The 21,257-nt window shown below is 60.0% G+C and carries 26 protein-coding genes; 24 read left to right on the forward strand and 2 right to left on the reverse strand.

Going from position 1 to position 21,257, the window contains the following annotated elements; genetic code table 11:
* Window positions 1–72: 72 nt before the first annotated feature.
* Together QF043_RS05955 and QF043_RS05960 are read right to left on the reverse strand one after the other, a co-directional pair.
* Window positions 73–942, reverse strand: coding sequence for a phage portal protein (locus QF043_RS05955; RefSeq protein WP_307421316.1), 870 nt, complete (start codon window positions 940–942; stop codon window positions 73–75).
* Window positions 854–2,905, reverse strand: coding sequence for a terminase large subunit domain-containing protein (locus QF043_RS05960; protein ID WP_307417816.1), 2,052 nt, complete (start codon window positions 2,903–2,905; stop codon window positions 854–856). The genes QF043_RS05955 and QF043_RS05960 overlap by 89 nt, the downstream gene beginning before the upstream one ends.
* Window positions 2,906–3,067: 162 nt before the next feature.
* On the opposite strand from QF043_RS05960, the gene QF043_RS05965 reads away from it, so the two are divergent.
* The 24 genes from QF043_RS05965 to QF043_RS06075 all read left to right on the forward strand — a co-directional run bounded on the left by QF043_RS05965 (window position 3,068) and on the right by QF043_RS06075 (window position 21,221).
* Window positions 3,068–3,982, forward strand: a complete 915-nt coding sequence (locus QF043_RS05965; protein ID WP_073638019.1) for a GPO family capsid scaffolding protein — start codon at window positions 3,068–3,070, stop codon at window positions 3,980–3,982.
* A gap of 1 nt (window position 3,983) precedes the next feature.
* Entirely contained in the window at window positions 3,984–5,006 is a 1,023-nt protein-coding gene (locus tag QF043_RS05970) for a phage major capsid protein, P2 family (RefSeq protein WP_307417818.1), read from the forward strand.
* A complete protein-coding gene (gene gpM / locus QF043_RS05975; RefSeq protein WP_307417819.1) occupies window positions 5,003–5,728 on the forward strand; it encodes a phage terminase small subunit in 726 nt (241 codons plus the stop codon). The genes QF043_RS05970 and gpM overlap by 4 nt, the downstream gene beginning before the upstream one ends.
* 99 nt (window positions 5,729–5,827) lie before the next feature.
* Window positions 5,828–6,289 (forward strand): head completion/stabilization protein, encoded by a 462-nt coding sequence (locus tag QF043_RS05980; protein ID WP_307417820.1) that lies wholly within the window; start codon window positions 5,828–5,830, stop codon window positions 6,287–6,289.
* On the forward strand, window positions 6,286–6,735 hold the full coding sequence (locus QF043_RS05985; RefSeq protein WP_078734281.1) for a phage tail protein: 450 nt from the start codon (window positions 6,286–6,288) through the stop codon (window positions 6,733–6,735). Before QF043_RS05980 ends, QF043_RS05985 begins: the two co-directional genes overlap by 4 nt.
* Window positions 6,725–7,405, forward strand: coding sequence for a virion morphogenesis protein (locus QF043_RS05990; protein ID WP_307417821.1), 681 nt, complete (start codon window positions 6,725–6,727; stop codon window positions 7,403–7,405). Before QF043_RS05985 ends, QF043_RS05990 begins: the two co-directional genes overlap by 11 nt.
* Before the next feature lie 11 nt (window positions 7,406–7,416).
* Window positions 7,417–8,544: a DUF2586 domain-containing protein gene (locus tag QF043_RS05995; RefSeq protein WP_307417822.1), complete on the forward strand. Its 1,128-nt coding sequence runs from the start codon at window positions 7,417–7,419 to the stop codon at window positions 8,542–8,544.
* Window positions 8,545–8,550: 6 nt separating this feature from the next.
* Entirely contained in the window at window positions 8,551–9,000 is a 450-nt protein-coding gene (locus QF043_RS06000; RefSeq protein WP_053253844.1) for a phage protein, read from the forward strand.
* Window positions 9,000–9,218 carry a TraR/DksA family transcriptional regulator gene (locus QF043_RS06005; RefSeq protein WP_003235240.1) on the forward strand — a complete coding sequence of 73 codons (219 nt, stop codon included), beginning with the start codon at window positions 9,000–9,002 and terminating at the stop codon, window positions 9,216–9,218. Before QF043_RS06000 ends, QF043_RS06005 begins: the two co-directional genes overlap by 1 nt.
* The gene (locus QF043_RS06010; protein ID WP_122527444.1) at window positions 9,215–9,421 is read left to right on the forward strand and encodes a hypothetical protein; all 207 of its coding nucleotides are present in this window, start codon (window positions 9,215–9,217) and stop codon (window positions 9,419–9,421) included. The genes QF043_RS06005 and QF043_RS06010 overlap by 4 nt, the downstream gene beginning before the upstream one ends.
* Window positions 9,418–9,951, forward strand: coding sequence for a lysozyme (locus tag QF043_RS06015; protein ID WP_307417823.1), 534 nt, complete (start codon window positions 9,418–9,420; stop codon window positions 9,949–9,951). Before QF043_RS06010 ends, QF043_RS06015 begins: the two co-directional genes overlap by 4 nt.
* The gene (locus QF043_RS06020) at window positions 9,951–10,403 is read left to right on the forward strand and encodes a lysis protein (protein ID WP_307417824.1); all 453 of its coding nucleotides are present in this window, start codon (window positions 9,951–9,953) and stop codon (window positions 10,401–10,403) included. The genes QF043_RS06015 and QF043_RS06020 overlap by 1 nt, the downstream gene beginning before the upstream one ends.
* 35 nt (window positions 10,404–10,438) lie before the next feature.
* A complete protein-coding gene (locus tag QF043_RS06025) occupies window positions 10,439–10,726 on the forward strand; it encodes a putative phage tail assembly chaperone (RefSeq protein WP_122527447.1) in 288 nt (95 codons plus the stop codon).
* Window positions 10,727–10,746: 20 nt separating this feature from the next.
* Complete coding sequence (locus QF043_RS30730) at window positions 10,747–10,890, forward strand: hypothetical protein (RefSeq protein ID WP_373460776.1); 144 nt, start codon at window positions 10,747–10,749, stop codon at window positions 10,888–10,890.
* Window positions 10,891–10,896: 6 nt separating this feature from the next.
* Window positions 10,897–13,257 (forward strand): phage tail tape measure protein, encoded by a 2,361-nt coding sequence (locus tag QF043_RS06030; RefSeq protein ID WP_307417826.1) that lies wholly within the window; start codon window positions 10,897–10,899, stop codon window positions 13,255–13,257.
* Window positions 13,254–13,571: a DUF2590 family protein gene (locus QF043_RS06035; RefSeq protein ID WP_069553415.1), complete on the forward strand. Its 318-nt coding sequence runs from the start codon at window positions 13,254–13,256 to the stop codon at window positions 13,569–13,571. The genes QF043_RS06030 and QF043_RS06035 overlap by 4 nt, the downstream gene beginning before the upstream one ends.
* Window positions 13,568–14,740: a baseplate J/gp47 family protein gene (locus QF043_RS06040; RefSeq protein WP_138814297.1), complete on the forward strand. Its 1,173-nt coding sequence runs from the start codon at window positions 13,568–13,570 to the stop codon at window positions 14,738–14,740. The genes QF043_RS06035 and QF043_RS06040 overlap by 4 nt, the downstream gene beginning before the upstream one ends.
* Window positions 14,737–15,261 (forward strand): phage tail protein, encoded by a 525-nt coding sequence (locus QF043_RS06045; protein ID WP_069553413.1) that lies wholly within the window; start codon window positions 14,737–14,739, stop codon window positions 15,259–15,261. The genes QF043_RS06040 and QF043_RS06045 overlap by 4 nt, the downstream gene beginning before the upstream one ends.
* A gap of 8 nt (window positions 15,262–15,269) precedes the next feature.
* A complete protein-coding gene (locus QF043_RS06050) occupies window positions 15,270–17,609 on the forward strand; it encodes a phage tail protein (protein WP_307417827.1) in 2,340 nt (779 codons plus the stop codon).
* On the forward strand, window positions 17,606–18,109 hold the full coding sequence (locus QF043_RS06055) for a hypothetical protein (protein WP_307417828.1): 504 nt from the start codon (window positions 17,606–17,608) through the stop codon (window positions 18,107–18,109). Before QF043_RS06050 ends, QF043_RS06055 begins: the two co-directional genes overlap by 4 nt.
* Window positions 18,099–19,028 carry a hypothetical protein gene (locus QF043_RS06060; protein ID WP_307417829.1) on the forward strand — a complete coding sequence of 310 codons (930 nt, stop codon included), beginning with the start codon at window positions 18,099–18,101 and terminating at the stop codon, window positions 19,026–19,028. Before QF043_RS06055 ends, QF043_RS06060 begins: the two co-directional genes overlap by 11 nt.
* Window positions 19,025–19,570: a DNA-binding protein gene (locus QF043_RS06065; protein WP_307417831.1), complete on the forward strand. Its 546-nt coding sequence runs from the start codon at window positions 19,025–19,027 to the stop codon at window positions 19,568–19,570. The genes QF043_RS06060 and QF043_RS06065 overlap by 4 nt, the downstream gene beginning before the upstream one ends.
* Entirely contained in the window at window positions 19,567–20,271 is a 705-nt protein-coding gene (locus QF043_RS06070) for a hypothetical protein (protein WP_307417832.1), read from the forward strand. Before QF043_RS06065 ends, QF043_RS06070 begins: the two co-directional genes overlap by 4 nt.
* Window positions 20,244–21,221 carry a hypothetical protein gene (locus QF043_RS06075; RefSeq protein ID WP_307417833.1) on the forward strand — a complete coding sequence of 326 codons (978 nt, stop codon included), beginning with the start codon at window positions 20,244–20,246 and terminating at the stop codon, window positions 21,219–21,221. Before QF043_RS06070 ends, QF043_RS06075 begins: the two co-directional genes overlap by 28 nt.
* Window positions 21,222–21,257: the final 36 nt, after the last annotated feature.

The following is a 21,257-nucleotide window of genomic DNA, read 5'->3' on the forward strand; positions in this document are numbered from 1 at the left end:
CCCCTCCCCAGGGTGCAGCTTATTGCCACTATGTTCGCACGTAGTGCAGTATATTTCTCTATCTTTGAGGCGTCAGGTAGAGGTTTCCCCTCCGTTATCGATCTTTTTCCAGTTGATGCGCCTGTCCCGTCGAAGTACCTCATTGAGCTGGCTGAACAGCTGACAGATCGGCCTAATCTCGTTGCTGGTGTAAACGCGATCGATCTTTTCGATATCCCCAAACCCGCCGTTGTTTTCCGGGATGATCCCGGCCAAAGCTGGGTTCATCCGCCAGGCGGCGATCACGTCGTTGCGGGTGATGTTCTTGACCTTCTCAAGCTCGTCCTTGGCTTGGAAGTCCCCCACGGGAATGATCTGAATCGCGTTTTCCTTGCCGTTGGGGATGTTGACGAACATCGAGCGGAAGTTGCCCACGCCCTTACTAGCGCTGATCTGGGCGCGCAGGTTTTCTTCGTCTTCTTCGGTCAGGTCCGGGTCGTTGGTGTAGAAAATGTATCCCGCGTGTGCGCCGTTGCTGTAATAACGCCGGCGGAATAGGGTCGCGGCTTCGTTGAGTAACAGCGCCTGCAGACCGCCCAGGTAGTCGGGCACGCCGTAGATGTTCTGTTCCACGTCGTAGTCTAGGACGTGTTCGATTTCGTCCTGGTCGAAGTCCATGTATTTGCTGTCTGGCAGCAGCACCCTGAATCCGCCGTCGACCTTCACCCGCATGTTGATCGCCGGCAGGTGCTGCATCTCCAGCACTTCGCCAAAGGCGTTGGTATCGCGGTAAAAATAGGCCTCGCCAAACACCATGTAGTCCAAACTTGCCCGGCCCATCGTCTGCGTGCTGCAGCCCTCTGATGGGATGAACTCACGCAACAGCAGGTTGCGCTTGAACTTGGGAATGGCGCCGTGGTGTGCGTTGGCGCGTAGCAGCTTGGCCAGGCCCGCCCGAGACACCGGTGGCTTGTAGATTTCGCCGTCGTCGCTGAGAAACACCCCCAGGTATTCGCCGATGTTGCCGGACAGCACCTGTTCGGGTTCCCCGAACGTGAACGCCCGCATGGGCTGTGGCTGTTGCGCCTGCTGGTTGGCCTGGGATTTTCTGCGTCGTGGCTTGGGCATTGGTTCCGCTCGTGACGTAGCGGCTGCGGCGCCGCTTGTTGTAGTTTAGGGGTTCATTGGCCAGGGCGTGCATGACGGCCCAGGCGATGTCGGCGTGGCCGGTGGCGTCCGTGCGCGAAGCGCTGTAGGTCACCTGGCCGCTGGTGGTGGTGCCGCGTTTGATGGTCAGGAATGCCTGGGCGATATCGGTCCATCCGGCGTCCCACTCAATGCGACTGCCTTGGATCGTGTCTTGGGCCTTGAGTACCAGTGTGTTTTTAGTCTCAAGGCTGTAGTGGATCGGCGTGGCCTTCGCGTAAAAGTCGCGCACCAGGTCGAACACGCCGTATCCCACACCGGTGATATCGATACCGATGTGTTGCACGTTGAAACGCTCGGTGAGCTTTTTGACCTGAGCGGCCTGGTATGTGAACGAATGCCCCCGCCAGCTGTGCTTTTCCAGAATGCGGAATTTCGCCCCGGGTTCCAGTGGCGGGGCGACCACCACACACGTTGCGTCGTCGCGGGTGCGGCTCGGATCGTATCCAAGCCATACCGGGCTGTTGCCGAAGGGCCGATCCAGATCCGGGTTGTAGTCCTCCCACAACGACAGGTCGGAATAGCATCGCTCCAGATCCTTGAGCCCGAAGGCGCTCTGGCTGCTGTCGATGAACTTGCAGTAGAACAGTTGCTGAAATTTGTCCTCGTCGTACTCCAGCTGCAGTTGCTCGAGGTCGAACAAATCGCAGCCTCCGGCGATGGCATCGTCCAGGGTGATTGTCTTGCGCCATTGGCCATCCGGGCACAGCGCGCCCTGTGTGTAGGACGCCTCGGTGGGCCAGGTGCCGCCGGCCTTCTTGCCGCGCTTGCTGTTGCGGAATTCCTCGCCCGACCAGAACGGGTACGCCTGGTGCGACACCGCGCTGGGCGTCGAAAAGTAGGTTTTACGCCACTTCTTGTGGGTGCCCATGGCACTGGCCACGGTGCTGAGTTTGTCGAAGTCACGTATCCAGAAATACTCATCGACGTAGACGTGGCCATGGTAGCCCTGGGCGGTGCTGCTGTTGGTCGACAGGAAACGTAGCTCGGCGCCGTTGCTGAGCGTAATCGGGTTGCCGGTCAGCTCGATGTCAAACCACTGCTTGGCAAACTGGATGATGTAGCTGCGGAAGATTTCCGACTGCGAGCGGCTGGCTGACAGGAATACTTGGTTGTCACCCGTCAGCACCGCGTCCATGAAGGCTTCGCCGGCGAAGTAGTACGTCAGGCCCACCTGGCGGCTTTTCAGGATATTGCGGATTCGGCACGTCAGCGGGTTTTGCTTGGCTGCGAACAGCTCCTGCTGATAGCGGTACATCTTGCTGATGAACTTATCCAGGAAGTCGACTTCGGTTAGCCCGCTGATGTCGTTCTTGGCTTTCTTTTCGCGTTTCTTTCCGCCGCTATCCCCCCCGGCCGAGCGTTCGCCACGCAGCCGCTGACGGCCTTTCTGTGGCTCGTTGGCAGTTTCCCCGATCTGCGCTGGCAGCGGTTTGGCCGCTTGCTTTAATAGACGCTCGCGCACGGTGGTCAGCCGGTCCAGCTCGTTGAGTTCGTCCTTGGTCAGGCTACCGGCTTTGTCCAGGAGGAGGGTGATTCGACGGCCGACGGCAGTCAGCGGCTCTTCATCCGACAGCATGTCTTCCCAACCGCCCTGGCGTATCCAGTAGTAGACGATGCGGATGTTGGGCAGGTTGAGCTGCGCCTGAATTTCCTTGGCCTTATAGCGGCGCAGAAACAGGCGTTTGGCGGCTTCTTTGACTTCGGTCGAGTAGTACATGGGCCGCAGTCTATGCGGCGAAAACGCTGGAAACGCGGGGTTAAATTCCGTGATCCACCTATATGTCGAATATAGGAGAAACGCGCATTTGAACCGTTTGTTTGGGGCTTGGCGGCTCCCTATCGTGGCGGCTCATTCAACGATTGAGCGCAGTTATCGCCCATGCCCCGTTCCCTTGTTTCGTACTGGAAACGTGTCGCCACCAGCGGCACCACCGCCGATGGTCGCGAGATCCTTCCCCAGGAACTGCGCGATATCGCTGAAACCTACAAACCATCGAAATACACGGCGGTGATCTGGTGCGACCACGAACGGTGGAGCGGTTCCCACGGTACCGTCTTTGCGGTGCGCCTGGTGGAAGAGGGCGAAGACCTTGAGCCTGGGCAAATCGCCTTGGAGGCACAGCTCAAGCCCAATGATCGCCTACTGCAGCTGAATGATCAGGGCCAAAAGCTCTTTTCCAGCATCGAGATCACCCCGAACTTCGCCGGCAGCGGAAAAGCCTACCTGACAGGTCTTGGCGTCACCGATGAGCCCGCCAGCCTGGGCACCCAGGAACTCTATTTTTCCAAGCAGACCCACCAAAACTCCTTCTATGCCGCCTCCGTCGAGCTGGGCTCCTTTGAAGCCGAACCGCAGAGCGAGGTCGGCAAGCTGATCGGCTTGCTCACTGGCCTATTCAAGCGCTTTGCCACGAATGCCGAGCCCGCCGAACCCACCACCCCAACTGAGAGCAAAACCCCAATGGATGAAGCTACCGCAACGGCCCTCAAGGCTCTGCTGGAGCAGCTGCTTGTCGTCGCTGCCGGCATTCAGGCTGTGATTGAACCCGCCGCCGCTGATGCGCCAGAACCAGACCAAGCACCCATCGACGACGTGAGCGCGGCCGTGGACGATATCGTCACAACCGCCGAGGAGGAACGTGAGTTCCGCCGTAGCGGTGGGTCGAACAAGGCCGTTCTGGTTCAGTTGGAGAAGCTGCAAAAGCAGTTCTCCGCACTGCAGAACACCTCGACCGGTCGCCAGTTGCCCCGCAACGCCGGCCCGGTGACCACCACCAAAAAGCGGGTGCTCTGATATGGCCCAGCCATTAAGCGCCCGTGGCGCCAAACAATATGCCGAGCTGCAGGAAGCGATGGCCGAAGCGTACGGCGTCGAGCGATCGAGCCGCATGTTCAGTGTGGACCCGACGATTGCCCAGGAACTGAACGACGCGATCACCGCCAAGGCTGATTTCCTGGAGCGTATCAACGTCGTTCCGGTGAGTGAGATCAAGGGTGAAAAGGTCTTCATCGGCGTGAACGGTCCGGTCACTGGCCGCACTAACACCAAGACCACCGATCGCGAAGCCAAGGACGCATCGGCGCTGGATAACACCCAATACGAACTGGCTGATACCCAGTCGGACGTTGGTCTTCCGTACGCCAAAATCGACGCCTGGGCGAAGTTTACGGACTTCAAAGAGCGTTATTCCGCTGCAGTGCAGAAGCGTATCGCGCAGGACCGAATCGTTATCGGTTTCCATGGTACCCACGCCGCCACGCAGACCGACTTGGCGAAATTCCCCAAGCTGCAGGACGTGAACAAGGGCTGGCTGCAGCAACTGCGTGAGCAGGCCCCGCAGCAGGTTCTGAAAGAGGGAACCACTGCTGGCAAGGTCACGCTCGGCGCCAGTGGCGACTACGCCAACCTTGATGCCCTGGTGCACGACACCAAGCAGATGGTGGACGAGATTCTGCGCGAAGACGGCGACCTGGTTGCGATCATCGGCACCGATTTGCTCGCCGCTGACAAGGCCAAGCTGTACACCAAGCAGGGCGACACCCCGACCGAAAAAGAGCGCATCGAAAATGCGCAGGTCATTGCGACTTACGGCGGCCTGCCGGCGTACAGCGTGCCGAACTTCCCGGTCAACGCCGTGCTGGTCACCAGTTGGGACAACCTGTCGATTTACTTCCAGGACACCAGCTGGCGTAAGCAGACGATCGAGAACCCAAAACGCTCCCGCGTCGAGGACTACAACAGCCGCAACGAAGGCTACGTGATCGAGCAGCTTGAAAAGATCGCGTTCACTGAAAACGTTGAGCTGGTGGTCGCGTGAGCCTGGCCCTGGCGCACAAGCGCCGCACTATCGCCTTGGGCAGCACTGCAGTGGCGGCACTCGCCGCTACGGCAGGCATGGCCTACTCCCCGGCTGATGCGCTGAGCAGTCCCGCCAATGCGCGTAAACACCTGCTGTTGCAGGAAGCGGCATTGGATCAGGACCTGGCGCGAATTAGCGCTATCAACGGCCTGGCCGGACGCCAGGCGCTCAAGCGTGAAGAGCTGCTACCCAAGTACCAGGAATACGTCCAACGCTACTGCGAATCGGGTCTGAACTTCCCCAACCGTGTTGCGGTGCAGGTCATGGTCTGGCTGTTCGACACCGCCCAGTTCGAAGACGCCCTGGAGCTGGCCGACTTCCTGATCGAGCAGGGCCAGCAGATGCCGGAGCGCTTCAAGCGGCGCGATATCCAGACCTTCGTCGCCGACGCTGTGTGCGAGTGGGCCTACGCCGAATACAAAGCCAATCGCAGCCCAGAGCCTTACCTCTCCGACCTGCTGCCCCTGGTTGACGGTGCATGGCAACTGACGGAGCAGATCCCGAGCAAGTATCACAAGTTGATCGGTATGCGTGCCATGGAGGCCGGGAATTTTGAGGTAGCACTCAAGCACCTGGAGCGTTCGACGGAACTGTACGCCCAGGCCGGCAACGACACCCGTATCGAAAAGGTCCGCAAGGCCCTGGCAAAACAAGCGGCCGCTAACCCGGCTTCCGAATAACCGACTACCCCCCCCCAGCGGGAACCTGTGGAAGTGAGCCGCCCATTTATGGACCGTCCTACTGAAAACAGGCTTCCCGCCCTATTTGAGCGGCCAGCAATGAGCTTTTCCGGGAAACCCACCACCTTTGTGGAACTGACGATTGAGAACGACGGCTTCTGGCCAGACCTCTCTGTGTCCGAATTCCAAAAGGAACAACGCCTGCCGGCGGAGTACCTGTTAGAGCTGCTGGCCGACGCCTTGAACACCGCCATGGTCGAGGTCAATACGGACTTGGCCAAGTGCAAATCCCGCTGGCAAGCCAACGGCGTTGCGCGTGTCGAATCCGCAGATTCCACGCTGCTGCCGGAACGTTCCTTCCAGGTGAAGCTGTACAAGCGCGCCGTGTACTGCCGCGCTAAGGGCAACTTGCTGCCGCAGTTCGCCACCGTCACCCGGCGTGAAAACGCTGAGAACACCGGTAAGGAAGCGCCCGAGCGTGCCGAAACCTTCCTGGCTTTCAGCCAGCAAGCCGTGCGTGCCCTGCAGGGCCGTGGCCGCATCACGGCGGCGCTGTTGTGATCCAGCTGCAGGCGCTGACTGCCTATCTGATGGCCCGCAACCTGGTGGAGCCTGAGCAGTTCGACAGCTGGACCGAACAGGTCAGCCTTGAGCTGATCTGGAAGCCTGACCGCGACGGCCTGCACATGGCTGACATGCGTTATCGCGCGGTGTTCTCCCTGGAGCGTTTCACCGGCAACCCGGCCAGGCTGATGGCGCTGGTGGGCAGTTGGCTGGAAACCCACGATCCCGATCGGGACCGCCACGAACTGCCGGCACCACTGTTTGCCGTTGAACCCCTCGACCAGGACAGCTTCGACGTGGACCTGTCCCTGGAGTTCGTCGAGCCGCAATACCTGGCTCAGGACCCTGACGGCGAGATCGAGGCGTTCGGCAAGACTTGGGCATTCGTGCCGTTCGATCTGTGGGTTGCCGAGCATGGCGAGGTGGGCAGCAATGGCCGCTAACCCTCTCGACCTCGATATTAGGGGCTTGCTCGACGTCGACGCCCAGTTGGCGTTGCTTGAACTGCCTCCGCAGCTGCGCCGGCGATTGCTGAACAGAGTGACCACACGCGTGCGGACGATGAGCCGTAAGCGTGTGCGCGAGCAGAAGAACACCGACGGCACCCCGTTCGCTGAACGCAAGGGCAGCGCCAAAGGCAAAAAGAAGATGGAAGCCGGCCTGGCCAAGCTGCTGCAGGTCACCCGCGTGAGTTCGGATGAAGCCGAGCTGGGCTGGAAAAACGCCTTGACCCGTTGGGTCGCTGCCCAGCAGCACAACGGCGTCAGCGAGCGACGTACCGCTGCGCAGATGCGGCGCTGGAACAAAGTCCCGCCCGGTATTGCATGCACCGACAAACAGGCCAAGCGCCTGCGCCGGCTGGGCTTCCGTGTTCGCCAGAAGGGCAAAAAGGCGCTGGCCAGGCCGTCGGTGGCATGGATTCAAGAGCATGTGAACTACGCCAAGGCCGGCTTGCTGATCCGCATCTTGAACGACGAACTAACAGAGAAAACGGGCGCGCAAAGCTGGGACATCACCTTGCCAAAACGCCAGTTCCTCGGCGTGGAAACCAACGGCGAAACCCGCGAGCTGGTTAACCAGGTCTTCGAACAAATCCTTAATTCACCCCGCTAACGAGGCACAGCATGGCACTTGGCAAAGTCAGCGTTAACAATCTCAATCTGGGCCAAGGCGCCGTGACTGAGATCGAGCGCTATTTCCTATACATCGGGCCAGGCCCGAAAACCGCTCCCAAAAACATCGGCAAACTGGTGCCGCTCAATACCGAAAGCGACCTCGATGCCGCCCTGGGTACTGCTGCAAGCGACCTGAAAACCCAGATCACCGCCGCACGATTGAACGGCGGCGATCGCTGGGCCTGTCTGGCGGCACCGATCCTGGCCGATACCGACTGGCGCGCCTCTTTGGAGACTTGCCAGCAGCAGGGCTTTTCGGTCGAGGCGGTCGTTATCACACAGCCTGTGACCAAGGGCGACGACCTGACGGCCATGCACGACGCGGCTGTGCTGGTTAATAACGTCTACGGCCGCCGCTTGTTTGTCATGGCCGCAACTGCCAGCCCGACAGTGCTGCAGTCCTGGTCGGAATATGTGGCCGAGCAAAAGGCGATTACCGCCAACGTGGCCGCGCCGCGTGTGATGGTGGTGCCGCAGCTGCACGGCAATGACCTGGGCGTGTTGGCCGGTCGCTTGGCCAACGCTGCCGTGAGTATTGCCGACAGCCCAATGCGTGTGGCCACCGGTGCCGTAACCGGTCTCGGCAGTGTGCCGGTCGATAAAGATGGCGTGCCGCTGCCGTCCGCAATCCGCGCCGAGTTGGACAAGTCCCGCTTTTCTGTTTCCCAGACCTACCCGGACTATCCGGGTGTTTATTGGGGCGACGGCAATATGCTGGACACCCCAGGCAGCGACTACCAGGTAATCGAATATCTGCGCCTGACGGACAAGGCGGCGCGCCAGGTGCGGCCGCTGCTGATCCGTCGTGTGGCTGATCGTCGCTTGAACAACACCCCCAACAGCATGGCCGTGAACGTCAACGCGCTGATGGCGCCACTGCGCCAGATGGCCAAGTCGGTCAAGTTCGCCGGCCAAGTGTTCCCGGGAGAGATCGAGACGCCGAAAGACGGCGACATCGTGCTGACCTGGAAGAGCAAAACCGCCGTCGAGGCGTACATCAAGCTCAAGCCCCACAACTGCCCGAAAGACCTCACGGCGAACATCGCCCTGGATCTTTCCAACGACGATTCGGAGTAACCCCCCATGTCACGTATTGGCGGCAAGAACTTTGACGTGAACCTGGGCGATCTGCAGGTACACGTTGAGAGCTGCACCCTGGATATCACCGACAACAGCAAGACTGCGCAAACCCGGGGCGTGCCTGATGGCTACGTCGACGGCGACGTGGCGGCGGCTGGTGAAGTTGAGCTGGACTCGACCAACTTTAACCTGGTGGTCGAAGCGGCGCGCACTGCCGGCAGCTTCCGCAAACTGGATGCGTTCGACGTGGTGTTTTTCGCCAAGGCTGGCGACGACGAGCTGCGCATCGAGGCGTTCGGCTGCAAGTTGAAGATTTCCAGCCTGCTGAGCATTGATCCGAAGGGCGGCGAGAAGACCAAGCACAAGGTGCCGTTCGAGGTGACCAGCCCGGACTTTATCCGCATCAACGGCGTGCCTTACCTGGACTCCACCGAGATCGAGGGCATTAGCTGATGGTATGCCCGTTCGATCGCGCCCAAGCCCTGGAACAACGTCAGCGGGACCAGGCTATCAACGCCCAGTTGGCCCAGGCCCGGCGTGAGTCAGCGGGCCCAAGCCTTACTCACTGCCAGGACTGTGATAACGAGATACCGGCAGCGCGCCAGGCGCTCGGCGGCAAAACCCGCTGTGTCCCGTGCCAGTCTTTTTTCGAAAAAGGAGTGCAGCGATGAGCACTAATCAGGCGGCCCAGGACACCGCCATTGCACTGGCGAAAGCGTCACCTGCGATCGGTGTAGCCGCCACTGGCGCGACAGGGGCCGTCGACTGGTCGGCTGTCGCCTACATGCTGACTGCCGTTTACATGGTGCTGCAGATCCTGCTGTTGGTTCCTAAGTATCGCCAGATGTTGCGCGACTGGAAGGTGAGGCCATGAGCCTGCGCGGCAAGATCGCCGCCGGCGCTATCACGCTCTGCAGCTCCGCGCTGGTGTTGTTCCTGGGCACTTGGGAAGGCAACGGCCAGAACACGGTTTATGCCGACAAGTTGGCCCGTGGGCTGCCAACCGTATGCAAAGGCATCACACGCCATACCAGCCCCTATCCGGTGGTAGTTGGTGACTATTGGTCGGATGCACGCTGCAACGAGGTGGAGCAGCTGGTGATCAGCAAAGGCCAATTGCAACTGGCCGACTGCGTTACCAACCAGGACGTGGGCCAGGACACGTTCGACGCCCTGAGCAGCCATGGCCACAACTTCGGCACGGCCAGCACGTGCGCCAGTCGTGCCGTGGGCCTGATCAATACCGGCCGGATTAAAGAGGGCTGCCAGGCGCTTGCCTGGGCGCCTGATGGCAGGACTCCGGTGTGGGCCTTTGTGACGACCGGCCAAGGTAAGAAGGTGTTTGTGCCAGGCCTGCACGCCCGCCGATTGGCGGAAGCCGCTCTGTGTCAGGCGGGTCTGTGATGCGCGAGGGCTCTTTCATCCTGCTGCTGTGCCTGTTGGCCTGGTTCGGCTTTGACCTGCTGCAGGGCCAGCGCGACACCGCACGTGCTGAGCGTGACGCCGCGCAGGGCGAAGTGAGCGGCCTTCGCGAAGCGGCCCGCATCAGCGGCGAAATGCTGGCTGAACGTGACGCTATCGACCTCAAACGTACCCAGGAACTGAACGATGAACGTGCTGAAAACGATGTTCTGCGTCTCGATGTTGCTGCTGGCCGTAAGCGGTTGCGCCTCAACGCCACCTGCAGCGCCCCAGCCGAATCAGAGAACGGCGCCGGCGGCTTGGATGATGGCGCCGCCGCCGAACTCACAGCAGACGCTCGACAAGATTATTTCACCCTCAGAGATCAGCTCGCCCTCAGCCGGCAAATGATCCTTGGCCTGCAGGACCACGTGCGCAGGGTTTGCCTGCGCTGATTCACCCACTTTCTAACCCTGAACGGAGCAACACCATGACCGATACACGCGATATCACCCTGGAAGTAGGCGACAAAGAATTCACCTTCGCACTGACCCCGCAGGACGTGACGAAGTACTTCAACGCCGTTACTCAGGCCAACAAGGTTTCGCCGGCCAACAACCTGCTGGTGACAACCGTTAAGCAGGAAGAGCGCGCCACCCTCAAGTCCCTGTTGGGCAATCCGGTGCTGGTCATGCAGCTGGCGGGCGCGCTCCTGGAAGAGTACGGCCCGGACGTTGAAATCACCGTAAAAAAGCCCTCGACCACGCCGAACGACTGACCGAAAACGGCCTGGGCCAACTGGTGGCCTTGGCCGGCCGCTGGCTACCAAGTGCCGAGCCCACCGCCGAAGTCATGGGCACGGCCAAGTGGCTGGAGGACGAGCATTGGCGCCGCATGGAAATCGCCATTGCTAACGGCATCGCATACGCACTCAACGGATAACGACTGATGGCTGACAAAAGCGCCCGCCTGGCTTTCATCTTGAGCCTGACCGATAAGGTTACCGCCCCGCTGGGCAAGGTCAAAACCGGGTTTTCCGACTTGGCCGAACAGAGCGAAAAGCACATCAAGACTATGGGTTTTGGTCTGGCTGGCATCACGGGCGCCTATGTCGGTATCACCCAATCCATGGAACCTGCGCTGGAAATGAACCGCGCCCTAGGCGAAGTCCGATCGCTGAACGTGGCCGAAGATGCGCTGAACTCGCTAAACCGCAAGTCCTTGGAGTTTTCCGTGGCGTACGGAGAGAACGCCCGGGATTTTGTCGCCTCGGCGTATCAGATCGAGGGCGCCATTAAGGGGATGGTCGGCAGCCAGTTGGCTACCTTCACCAATGCCAGCAACGTGTTGGCCAAGGCCACCAAGTCTGATGCGGCGACCATGGGCACCTACGTCGGCACGATGTACAACCTGTTCAAAGGCCAGGCCGACGCCATGGGGAAGGGCCAGTGGGTCGAGACCCTGGTGGGTCAGACCGCTACGGCTGTGCAGTTGTTTCGCACAAGTGGTGAGCAGATCGGCGAGGCGTTCAAGGCTGCCGGTGGCCTGGCTAGCACCGCCGGCGTAAGCCTGGCTGAGCAAATGGCCGTGCTGGGCACGCTGGGCAGCACCATGGACGGCGGGGAGGCCGGCGGCCTCTACAAATCGTTCTTTGAAAACGTCAGCGCGGCCTCTGAAAAACTCGGCATGAAGTTCGTGGATCAGCAGGGCAAGTTGCTGCCGATGATGGACATCCTGGACAAGCTGAAAGGTAAGTTTGGCGATCTGTCGATTGAGGCGAACGGTAAACAACTGCGCGATGCGTTCGGCGGTGAAGCGGCGCGCTTGATCACCAGCCTGATGGGCGACACCGAGCGCCTGAAAAACGGGATGGAACGGCTGGGCAATGTGCGTGGTTTAGAAAACGCCGAACGCATGGCCAAGAACATGGTGGACCCGTGGCAGCAGTTCGGGGCCGCTGTAGAGGCGCTGCGTATCGCGTTTGGCCAGGCGTTGATTCCGATCCTTACCCCGCTGATGGAGCGCCTGGTAGGGATTGCCAGCACGTTGACCCGCTGGACCCAGTTGTTCCCCAACATTACCCGCCTTATTGGAATTGTAACCCTGTCGTTCCTGGCGATTACCGCCGCCATGTCGTTGCTCACACTGACCGTGGGGCTTTCGAAAATGGCATGGCTGGGAGCCGTTGTGGTGTGGAATGCCCTCACCTGGTCGGGTTACCGCAGCATCGCCATGTTCCTGTACCACACCGTCATGGTGGTGGGGTTTGTGGCCGGCCTGGTGCTGATGGTCGCTTGGATGGGCCTGGTCAAAGGCGCGATGCTGCTTTGGCAGGGCGCGATCTGGCTGGTCAACACCGCTTTGCTGGCCAACCCGGTGGCCTGGATAGTGATCGGCATTGTGGCCCTGGTCGCGGCCGTGGCGGCCGCGATCATCTATTGGGACGACTGGACCAGCGCGCTACTCAACAGCGAGGCGTTCCAGTGGGTTAGCGGGCAACTGGCTGCGCTGTCGGCGTGGTTCGACTCGATGGGCGGTTGGTCGAATATGGCCAGCGCCGCGTGGGACGCCATCGTCAACGTCTTTAAAAGCGCTATCAATGGCTTGATCGAGATGTTGAACAAGATCCCCGGCGTGAACATTGAAGCGGCGTTCGGGGACATGCCGGCGGCGCCAGAGCTACCCACCATCAGTGCCCCGCAAGTGGAAGCGCCGTTGTTGCCGCAACTGGTGAGCGCACCCCAGCAACCGATCCAGGCACCACCCCTGGTGCTGGCTCCTACGCCAAAAGCACCGGCGCCGGTGATGCCGACGCTGGAAGCGTTGCAGCCCCCGGCAAAGGCACCGGCACTGGTATTGGCCCCAGCCCCGGCCATGGCCGCACCTGCAGCGTTGCAGCCGCCGGCGCGGCTTCCGCCCCAGGTCCTGGCACCGGTGGCACAACCCCACACGCCCAAGGAATTGCCGCGCACGTTGCCCAAGCTGGTGGCAGTGCCACCGGTGCAAACGCCGGCGCCGATCGGGCCGCAGCTGACTGTCCCGCAGCTGCTGCAGACGCCGCCCCTGGTCACCGCTCCCGCTCCAACGGAAAAGGCTGAGCAAAGCCAGCAGCGCATCAACGGATCGGTATCAAGCCTGTCTCCGAAACGGCCTGACGCCGTGCCCCGGGGCGGCTTCCTGGCCAGCATCCAGAACAACAATCAAACCCAGAACAAGGGCACTCATGTGGAGAACGTCAACATTCACACCGCCAAGCAAATGAATCCGCTCGAACTGGAAGGCATGTTGGCCATGGCGGTGGGCGGATGAGCGAATACATCGACCTGTTGATCATGGACAACGACCTGGTACTGGACCCATCGCGTCAGCCGCTGCTGATCGAGGACCGGGCCAGCATCGCTCAGGACATCGCGCACATGATCCGCGAGAGCGGGTTGCTGGTCACGCTGGTGGCCGAGCGCAGCCGTCTGCGTCAGCGCGACTGCATCCAACAACTGGAACTGCTGGTAGAGGCCGACGCGCGCCTGGTGCCGGGCACGGCGTTGATTAAACAAGTGGAGTCTGGCCGCTACCTGGTCACGGCGAAAACGCTGAAATTTGGCGATATCGAGGTGACGTTGTGAGCGACGTAGATTTTAAACAGGCGCTGGCAGACAGCGGCATTCCGGTGACTGAGGACGGCTTGCGCAAGGCCTGGGAAAGCGAAGTTGCCGCGCAAGGTAGCAAGCTGAGCAACACCAGCGCCTACTCGCCGTTCTGGCGGCTGATCACCGCGCTGGTGACCAAACCGGTGTTGTGGCTGATCAACTTTGTCAGCGGCACCGTCCTGCCCAACTTCTTTGTTAAAACCGCTGTGGGCAAGTGGCTGGACATGCTGGCCTGGGCGGTCAACGTCGAGCGCAAAGGGGCGACCAAGGCCAAAGGCGTGCTGCTGTTTACCCGCGATGTCGCCGGTGGCGTGCTGGAGCTGCCCGCCGGCGTCCTGGTGCAATCGGCTGCGATCAACGGCCATATTTACCAACTGATCACCACCCAGGCCGTGACCTTCGCGGACGGCGTGCTGCAGCTGGAAGTCCCGGTAGAAGCCCAGGAAGTGGGCAGCGGGTACAACCTGGCCCCAGGTTACTACGCCATTCTGCCCGTCCCGATTGCCGGCATTGCCCAGGTGGTGAACGCGGACGGCTGGCTGATTGCACCAGGTGCAGATCCTGAACCGGACGATCAGCTGCGTTTGCGCACACGCAACCAGTTCTCGGCGGTCAACCAGTGGCACACCGACTCCGTATACCGCGCCATGATTTCAGCCTTTCCAGGCGTGCGGCCAGATGGCGTGTATTTCCTGCACGGCGCGCCACGTGGCCCGGGCAGCGCCAATGCCTATGTGCTGTTTGATGCGGATGTGCCGGCGGCCACTTACCTGGAGCAAATCAACGCGCATATCCGCGACCAGGGCAACCATGGCCACGGTGATGACCTGCTGGTGATGGTCATGCCTGAGACACAGCACGCGCTAAGCCTCACCTGGTGGCCACGATCGTTGCTGACCGTCGAGCAGCGCGAAAAGCTGCAGGCGGAAATTGGGCAGTTCATCCGGGCGGCCTTTCGCGAGAGCGGCACGGGCGACTATCAGCCGACGCTGACCTATCCCCAGTCGCGGTTTTCGTTCAGCCGCTTGGGCGAAGAGCTTCACCAGCAGTTCGCCGGCATCGAGTCGCTACATTTTGACAATGCCGACATCGTGTCAGAGCTGAGCATTCCCAGGATCAAAACCCTGCAGGTGGTGCCGGCATGATCAAGCTAAGTTTGCCTTTCTGGCTGGACGGCCCGCAGTTGGCCAAGTTGAAAGCCGCCGCCCAGTCCTGGTGGGAAAAGGTCGAAGGTTGGCTGCAGTGGCCGCTCCTGCAGATGGACGCGGACACCTGCCACCTGACCGTCCTCGATCTGCTGGCCTGGCAGCGCGATATCAGCCGTTTCAAAGACGAGCCGGAAAGCCTCTACCGGCTGCGGGTGAAGTTCGCCTTCATAAACGCGGTCGATGCCGGCAGCACGGCCGGGCTCAAACGCATCCTGCAGCGACTGGGCGTTGGCTATGTCGAGATCAACGAGCGGCTGCCCGATCGGGATTGGGACGTAGTGCTGTTGCGCCTCTCCGATTCCCAACTGTCGCAAAACCCCGAGCTGATGCGAGTACTGATTCAACAGTACGGCCGCACCTGCCGGCGCTATGACTTCGTGACCATCACCCCCGTATCACTGCGCATCGTCGCGGTGGACTTCAACGACGACCAGCAAACGCTGGTTGCCAGCCTGTAGGAGCCCCCATGGGAGCCAGCATTACCCTTGCAGGTGAAAGCCTGATCGCGCAGAAACTCGGCGCACAACAATCGCTAAGCGTTGCCCGATTTGTCCTGGCCAACGTGCCAGGACTTGACCCGAATGCCGGTGTGGATCGAACAGCGGGCAAGCCAGTGCCGGCGCAAATCGTCGGCACCTATGACGTTACCCAGAAAGGTTTCGTGAACCCGAACCAGGTGGTCTATAGCCTGATGCTGGGTAGCGATATTGGGGACTTTGACTTCAACTGGATTGGCCTTGAAACCACTGAAAACGTGTTGCTGGCCGTGGCGTATTTGCCGGTACAGCAAAAGCGCCGGAACATCCCGCCGCGTCAGATCGGCAACAACGTCACGCGTAACTTTTTGGTGGTGTTCGACGGTGCCCAGGCGCTGACCGGGATCAAGATCGATGCCAGCACCTGGCAGCATGACTTTACTGTACGACTGAGCGGCATTGATGAGCGCGAGCGCTTGAGCAATCGCGACGTTTTCGGGCGCGCTTGCTTCCACGGCAGTGCGCTTGAACTGCAAAAAGTAGGCAATGCGTACAGCCTGAAACCCGGTATTGCCTATGTTGAAGGTGTTCGGCTGGAGCTAAAAGGCGCGCAAGCTGTTGCTGTTCCTTCAATCCCGAACGTGGCCTGGCTTGACGTACGCCTGCAGCGCGAATTGAGTGATGTGGTCGGTACGTTCCAGGTTGTATTTGGTTGGGACAAGCAGGACTACACCGACAGCGCAGGTGTACGGCATTACCTGGTGCCCATTGCAGAGCTGCCAACAACGGCCTCGATCAGCGATCTGCGAGCCGTTGAGCCGATCGCCGGCGAACTGATCAAGCACCTGGCCGCTCGTACTGGCGATTATCCGGGCTTGCGCGCTCGATCCACGACAAAGGCTGACGTGGGGCTGGGGCAAATTCCGAACGCCATCAGTACTGAACCTGAGTCTGATGACCCTTGGGTACTGGCTACCACGCACATGGTCCAGAGGGTGCGACACAACCTCTCCGCCAGCATCAACGCTTTGGTGTCCGGCACAACAGCGGCCGGCAAAGCGTTGAAGCTGGCCACGGCGCGCACGTTTAAATTTAGTGGCGCGGCGACAGGTAGCGCGACGTTTGACGGCACGGCGGACCCGGAAATTGCGCTGACGCTGGCTGACAGCGGGGTGACGCCTGGTCCCTATACAAAAGTCGCAGTTAACGCCAAAGGTATTGTGTTCGCAGGCACTAACCCGAACACATTGGCTGGATACGGTATCACTGACGCCTACACCCGAGGAGAGGTGGCCAACGGCTTTGTAAAGCAGGGTGGTGGGGCTGGTCAGACCTACAACAGAGTTTGTATCGGCTGGTCTTCGATCGGTTTAAAGGCGAGCGTCGATGATATCGACTTGGGGCGTATCTGGACTGAAAACAACTTTACTCCAAGTTCTAAGGCGGATAAAGCAGGTACTCTTGCGGGCTATGGGATTACCGATGCCTACACAATCGATCAGACAAATCAACAGATCAACTACCGAGTTATTAGGGACGGAATAACTAGCGCTGGCTTTGCCGGGAATGACGCGAAGCTCCCATACTTTCGCCGAGAGTCAGACGGGCTTGTTCAATACTTGCAAACAAGGCTGGGGTTTACGCCCGTGCGGCAAGGTGGCGGAATAGGGCAGCTGGACAACGCTATTAGCATTGGGTGGAGTTCCGTGGGGCTAAAAGCTACCGTTGACGGTTTGGATCTCGGTGTTGTCTGGTCTTCTCATAATTTTAACCCTGATGATAAGGCAAACAAAGGTAGTACGCTTGCCGCATATGGAATTACTAATGCCTATACAGTTGAGCAAACGAATCAACAGCTTTTACTGAGAACAGTGGGCGACTCAGTTTCCACGGTCGGATTTGCCAGTGGGAATCCTATTTATCCGTACTTGCGTCATAAAGAGAATGGGCAGGTTTACTACTTACAGACACAGCTTGAATTTACCCCTGTCGAACAGGGCGGCGGTGCCGGCCAAGCCTCTAACAAGATTAAATACGGCTGGGATGGGCAAGGCCGTGGTATGCGTGTTCAGGTTGATACTTCCGACATGGGGCTGCAATGGGGGGAGATGAACTTCTACCGACCGGACAGTAGTAACTTTATGCCTGTCGGAGTAACCGGTACGTCAGTACAGCTCCCACCTGGCGGCTCATGGTGTTATTCGCTCATGCATTACTACGCGGCGGGTCAGGGTGTTATTGGTAAAAGTGGTCATGCACCTGGTGGGACCGTAATTTCATTTAGTGGCGGAGCAACTATTTACGGCTTCGCGTGGAGATATGCACCGTGATTGAAGTAAAAGAATTTGACACAGATGAGCTAGTCGTTCCTGTCGCTGAGTCACCAGTGGTCCCGCCAGCAGAGGTAATGGTGACGTTCAGTAACGTCTCAGTTAAAGCTGATAAAACTTTTGTTGTCACCGTTGCTGGCAATCGTTGTCATGTTACCCAGGACTATAACGCCCCGTTATATCAAGCTGTTCGCGCTTACCTGGATGAGGGTGGGAAGTTTTCAAAATATGCGGAAGATGTTGTTGTCGAGTCAGATCCGCTTGTACTTGCCCGGCTTTGGGCTGAAACAAGTTTGCAGAATACGGAAACGCTCGTTGCTCAATACCGCGACGCCCGGGACTTGGGCGGGACTGCCCCCATTACGGCTGAACAGTTCACGGCTCTGCTGACCTGGCGTCAGGCGGTAAGGGAGTGGCCCAAGGCAAAACGGTATCCGGCGGAGTCTAGCCGGCCCGATGCCCCACAATGGTTGAGCGCGGTTCTGAAAAATGATCAGTGATTGGGCGCCGGTAACCATGCGTTGGCCTGCGGAGGCTACGCAGTGGATGGGGCAGCTTTCAGCGGCCCAAGGACTTGCCGGCGGCGAGCTGGCCAGCACAGCTAAGCGCCTGGCTGACCTCAGTGGGAAAACCTCAACAAGCCCAGGGCCAGTGGGTGATGCCGCCCAGGGCGCGATAGCGGCCGGTCGAGCTGCACTCGCTGACCAAATGGGCGAGGTTCCGACCTGTTTGGTTGTGACGCCTTTTCAAAGCGGCATTGGTCAGGGAAGTGGCTACCAGCGTTTTCTTTCCGCGCCAAACTTGCTGCAGCAGCTGGCCGGCAAACTGGTGGATGTGAGTGACACCGGCCGGCCGGACGGCCCCCAGTTCGCCCTGTGCGTGATGTTCCTATCGACGCGCTTTGATCAGTTGGCAGCGAGCTTGGCACGCTTTAACGCCTTGTTGCCGATGCCTGACCTGGTGCGGACTGAACGACGCGCACGGCACTTATCGAAGCTGGAGACTGAAAAGTGGGAGATCCCCGCCGCCGGCACTTTGCCGCGTTGGCAGGCGCTGCCCCTGGAGCGCTGCACCGTAGTAAAGGCCGCGCAGCAATCCATGGCCGGCCAGCTTGCCGTTTTGGAGGGTTACGCCGCTGACAGCTCGCCGATGGCTGACCTTGCCGCGCTGGCCAGCCGCAAAGCCGCCCAGCAAAAGGGCCGGGATCAGCAACTGGCCGACCTGAAAGCGCTATTGGCCCATGGCAACCCGGACAGCAGCATGTGTGCCCGCATGATCGGCCCTGGCAACGCCACCGAGCTACGCGAGGCGCTGTTGACGGGCGATGCCCCGGGGCATGAATGGGTGCTGTGCGCGGGCGCGCTCCTGGTGGGATCTGAAAAGGGTTTGAGCTTCGTCCGCGAACTGGTGGGCCTATGACTCTGCTACTTGACGGGCAACAGGTGCGCGGGAAAAACCTCAAGGTCACCGGCAATTTGCGTATCGAGAGCGACGACCTGTCAGGCCAGACCAGCAACACCGACAAGGGGCACAAAGGCTTCAAGCCCAAGACCCTGACCGTCAGCCTGATGATTCCTTTCGTTGACCAGGTGCAACTGCGCGACCTGATGCGCCTGGTGGAAGCGACCGCCGGCGGTGGCCAGCTCAAGACCTACCGAATCGTCAACGACACTGCTGCCGCGTTCGGCATGCGCCAGGTGACTTTCACCGAGGGCGTGAGCGCCCGGGAAGACGACAACCTGCGCGCTTGGCTGATTCAGTTCACCTTGGCTGAAAAACTGTCCAACCCTGAGAAGGTCGAGGGGCGGCGATCGGGCAACGCGGTTACCGCACAGTCTGGCCCTGGCGGGGCAGTTGGCGGCGCCGGTGGCGATTCACCTGATGGGCCCGAGGAACTGACCGGATTTGAAGCAACGTTGAAAAAAGTTGATACCTGGCTTGGCGGGAGCAAAAAGGAATGAAGCTGCACAAGGAATTGGCCATCAACGGGAAACCGTATGTCTTGGTCAAAAACGAAGTTCGGCTGGATGCGAAAAGCCCTGGCCGGGCGACGTTCACCATTCAGGCTACTGCACCGGTCAAGGGGCTGGTGACGCTCGATATCGGCTACAACGACAGCACGCTGCAGCGACACTTCATTGGCTACGTTGAACGCTCCACTACCGCCAGCAGTGGCCAGCAGGTGCTTTTCTGCCGGGAGCTTGCCGCGGTCCTGGCCAACCCATTGCCGCTGAATCTGCGACACGTCGACCTGCGCGCGGTCCTGGTCGAGATCGGCCAGCACACCGGTTTGCGCTTTCGCGTACCGGACCGGCCGTATGCCGGCGTGAAGGCGCCGTTTTTCTACAGCTTGGCTGCCGGCTATCAGGCCATGGACAGCCTGGCACGGGTTTTCAACATCCCCGACTTTATCTGGCAGCAGCAGGGCGACGGGGAAGTATTCGTGGGCAGTTGGGCCGACAGCTTCTTCGGCCTTCGCTCGTCGCTGCAGCTCCCGGTGGAGCTGTTCGACGACTACCAAGGCAACCAAAGCGCGATGATTGCGGCCCTTCCCGGGTTGCGACCAGGTGCAACAATCAACCACGGCGAGCGCATCACCAGTGTGGCGCTCATCGACAATCAGATGGCCATCCGATGGACGACGCAATCCGCCGCAGCGTAGAACGACAATTCCCCGAACTTACCGGCGGTTACCACCTGCCACGCTTTGCCCGTGTTGTCGCCGTAGCCGATGCCCCGGCCGGCGCCGGCATCTGTGACGATTTCCGGCCGCGCTATGCCGTCGACATCGAGGTCCTGGGGCCGGAAGGCGAGCCAGACACCAAGCTGCCGATCCTTGCCGGCGTGCCGTTGCCGCTGCCCACCGGTGGCGAGGAAATGGGCATCTACGCATTCCCCCAGGAAGGCACCCAGGTTGTGGTGTGCTTCGCCTACGGCTTGCCACACAAGCCCTATATCCAAACGATTCTGCCCCACAGCCTGAGCATGCCCAGCGTACCGAAGGGGGACCAGGTATGGCAGCACAGCGAGGCCTGTCAGCAACGTGTCGACGCCGACGGCAATTGGCTGCGCCAGACTGACGGCAAGATCCTGGACAAGGCGATCGAGCGGGAAGTGGAGGCGATGGGCAACACCGAGCGGTTCCAGAGCGACATCAGGACGGTAGAGGATCATTCAACCGAGTCGGTAGGGGGCATCAAGACGCTTGAAGCTCTGGGCGCGCTCAAACTGCTGTCGGGCGGATCTGCGAGCCTGGCGGCGGTGGATGATCTGCACCAAGCGACCGGGCGGGACTTGAACCTGGTGGTGGGGCAGAAGCACAACGCCACGGTAGGTGGGGACATGGAGGAAAGGATCCAGGGGCTGCGTAAGAGTGTTGCAGGTGTCAACCAAGCGCTAGTTGCTCCGAAAACTTGGCTAGGGTCTGAGGAAGTTAATGTGCTGCAGATTCTTTGTATATTAATTGAAACAGTACAGCAGCTGAGTAGGCAGTTAGCGCTGCATACTCATCTGCCTACTCAGAAACCAAGTCAGGTCGATGTGGCCATATTTAATAATGGCGCGGAAGTTTGTTATGACCTACGCGCAAAATTGCATCCGGTTATATTATGATTGAGGCTTTCCTCAAGGGAGTAAGTGAAAAATCGA

Source organism: Pseudomonas sp. W3I7 (assembly GCF_030816095.1).
GTDB lineage: Bacteria > Pseudomonadota > Gammaproteobacteria > Pseudomonadales > Pseudomonadaceae > Aquipseudomonas > Aquipseudomonas salomonii.

Coding starts and splice junctions, on each gene's coding strand:
- QF043_RS05960 (WP_307417816.1), bottom strand. CDS start 2,905: ATGTACTACTCGACCGAAGTCAAAGAAGCCGCCAAACGCCTGTTTCTG.
- QF043_RS06020 (WP_307417824.1), top strand. CDS start 9,951: ATGCGCGAGGGCTCTTTCATCCTGCTGCTGTGCCTGTTGGCCTGGTTC.
- QF043_RS06015 (WP_307417823.1), top strand. CDS start 9,418: ATGAGCCTGCGCGGCAAGATCGCCGCCGGCGCTATCACGCTCTGCAGC.
- QF043_RS06075 (WP_307417833.1), top strand. CDS start 20,244: ATGGACGACGCAATCCGCCGCAGCGTAGAACGACAATTCCCCGAACTT.
- QF043_RS06010 (WP_122527444.1), top strand. CDS start 9,215: ATGAGCACTAATCAGGCGGCCCAGGACACCGCCATTGCACTGGCGAAA.
- QF043_RS06060 (WP_307417829.1), top strand. CDS start 18,099: ATGATCAGTGATTGGGCGCCGGTAACCATGCGTTGGCCTGCGGAGGCT.
- QF043_RS05965 (WP_073638019.1), top strand. CDS start 3,068: ATGCCCCGTTCCCTTGTTTCGTACTGGAAACGTGTCGCCACCAGCGGC.
- QF043_RS05990 (WP_307417821.1), top strand. CDS start 6,725: ATGGCCGCTAACCCTCTCGACCTCGATATTAGGGGCTTGCTCGACGTC.
- QF043_RS06030 (WP_307417826.1), top strand. CDS start 10,897: ATGGCTGACAAAAGCGCCCGCCTGGCTTTCATCTTGAGCCTGACCGAT.
- QF043_RS06005 (WP_003235240.1), top strand. CDS start 9,000: ATGGTATGCCCGTTCGATCGCGCCCAAGCCCTGGAACAACGTCAGCGG.
- QF043_RS06050 (WP_307417827.1), top strand. CDS start 15,270: ATGGGAGCCAGCATTACCCTTGCAGGTGAAAGCCTGATCGCGCAGAAA.
- QF043_RS06065 (WP_307417831.1), top strand. CDS start 19,025: ATGACTCTGCTACTTGACGGGCAACAGGTGCGCGGGAAAAACCTCAAG.
- QF043_RS05970 (WP_307417818.1), top strand. CDS start 3,984: ATGGCCCAGCCATTAAGCGCCCGTGGCGCCAAACAATATGCCGAGCTG.
- QF043_RS06045 (WP_069553413.1), top strand. CDS start 14,737: ATGATCAAGCTAAGTTTGCCTTTCTGGCTGGACGGCCCGCAGTTGGCC.
- QF043_RS05980 (WP_307417820.1), top strand. CDS start 5,828: ATGAGCTTTTCCGGGAAACCCACCACCTTTGTGGAACTGACGATTGAG.
- QF043_RS06000 (WP_053253844.1), top strand. CDS start 8,551: ATGTCACGTATTGGCGGCAAGAACTTTGACGTGAACCTGGGCGATCTG.
- QF043_RS06035 (WP_069553415.1), top strand. CDS start 13,254: ATGAGCGAATACATCGACCTGTTGATCATGGACAACGACCTGGTACTG.
- QF043_RS06025 (WP_122527447.1), top strand. CDS start 10,439: ATGACCGATACACGCGATATCACCCTGGAAGTAGGCGACAAAGAATTC.
- QF043_RS05995 (WP_307417822.1), top strand. CDS start 7,417: ATGGCACTTGGCAAAGTCAGCGTTAACAATCTCAATCTGGGCCAAGGC.
- QF043_RS06070 (WP_307417832.1), top strand. CDS start 19,567: ATGAAGCTGCACAAGGAATTGGCCATCAACGGGAAACCGTATGTCTTG.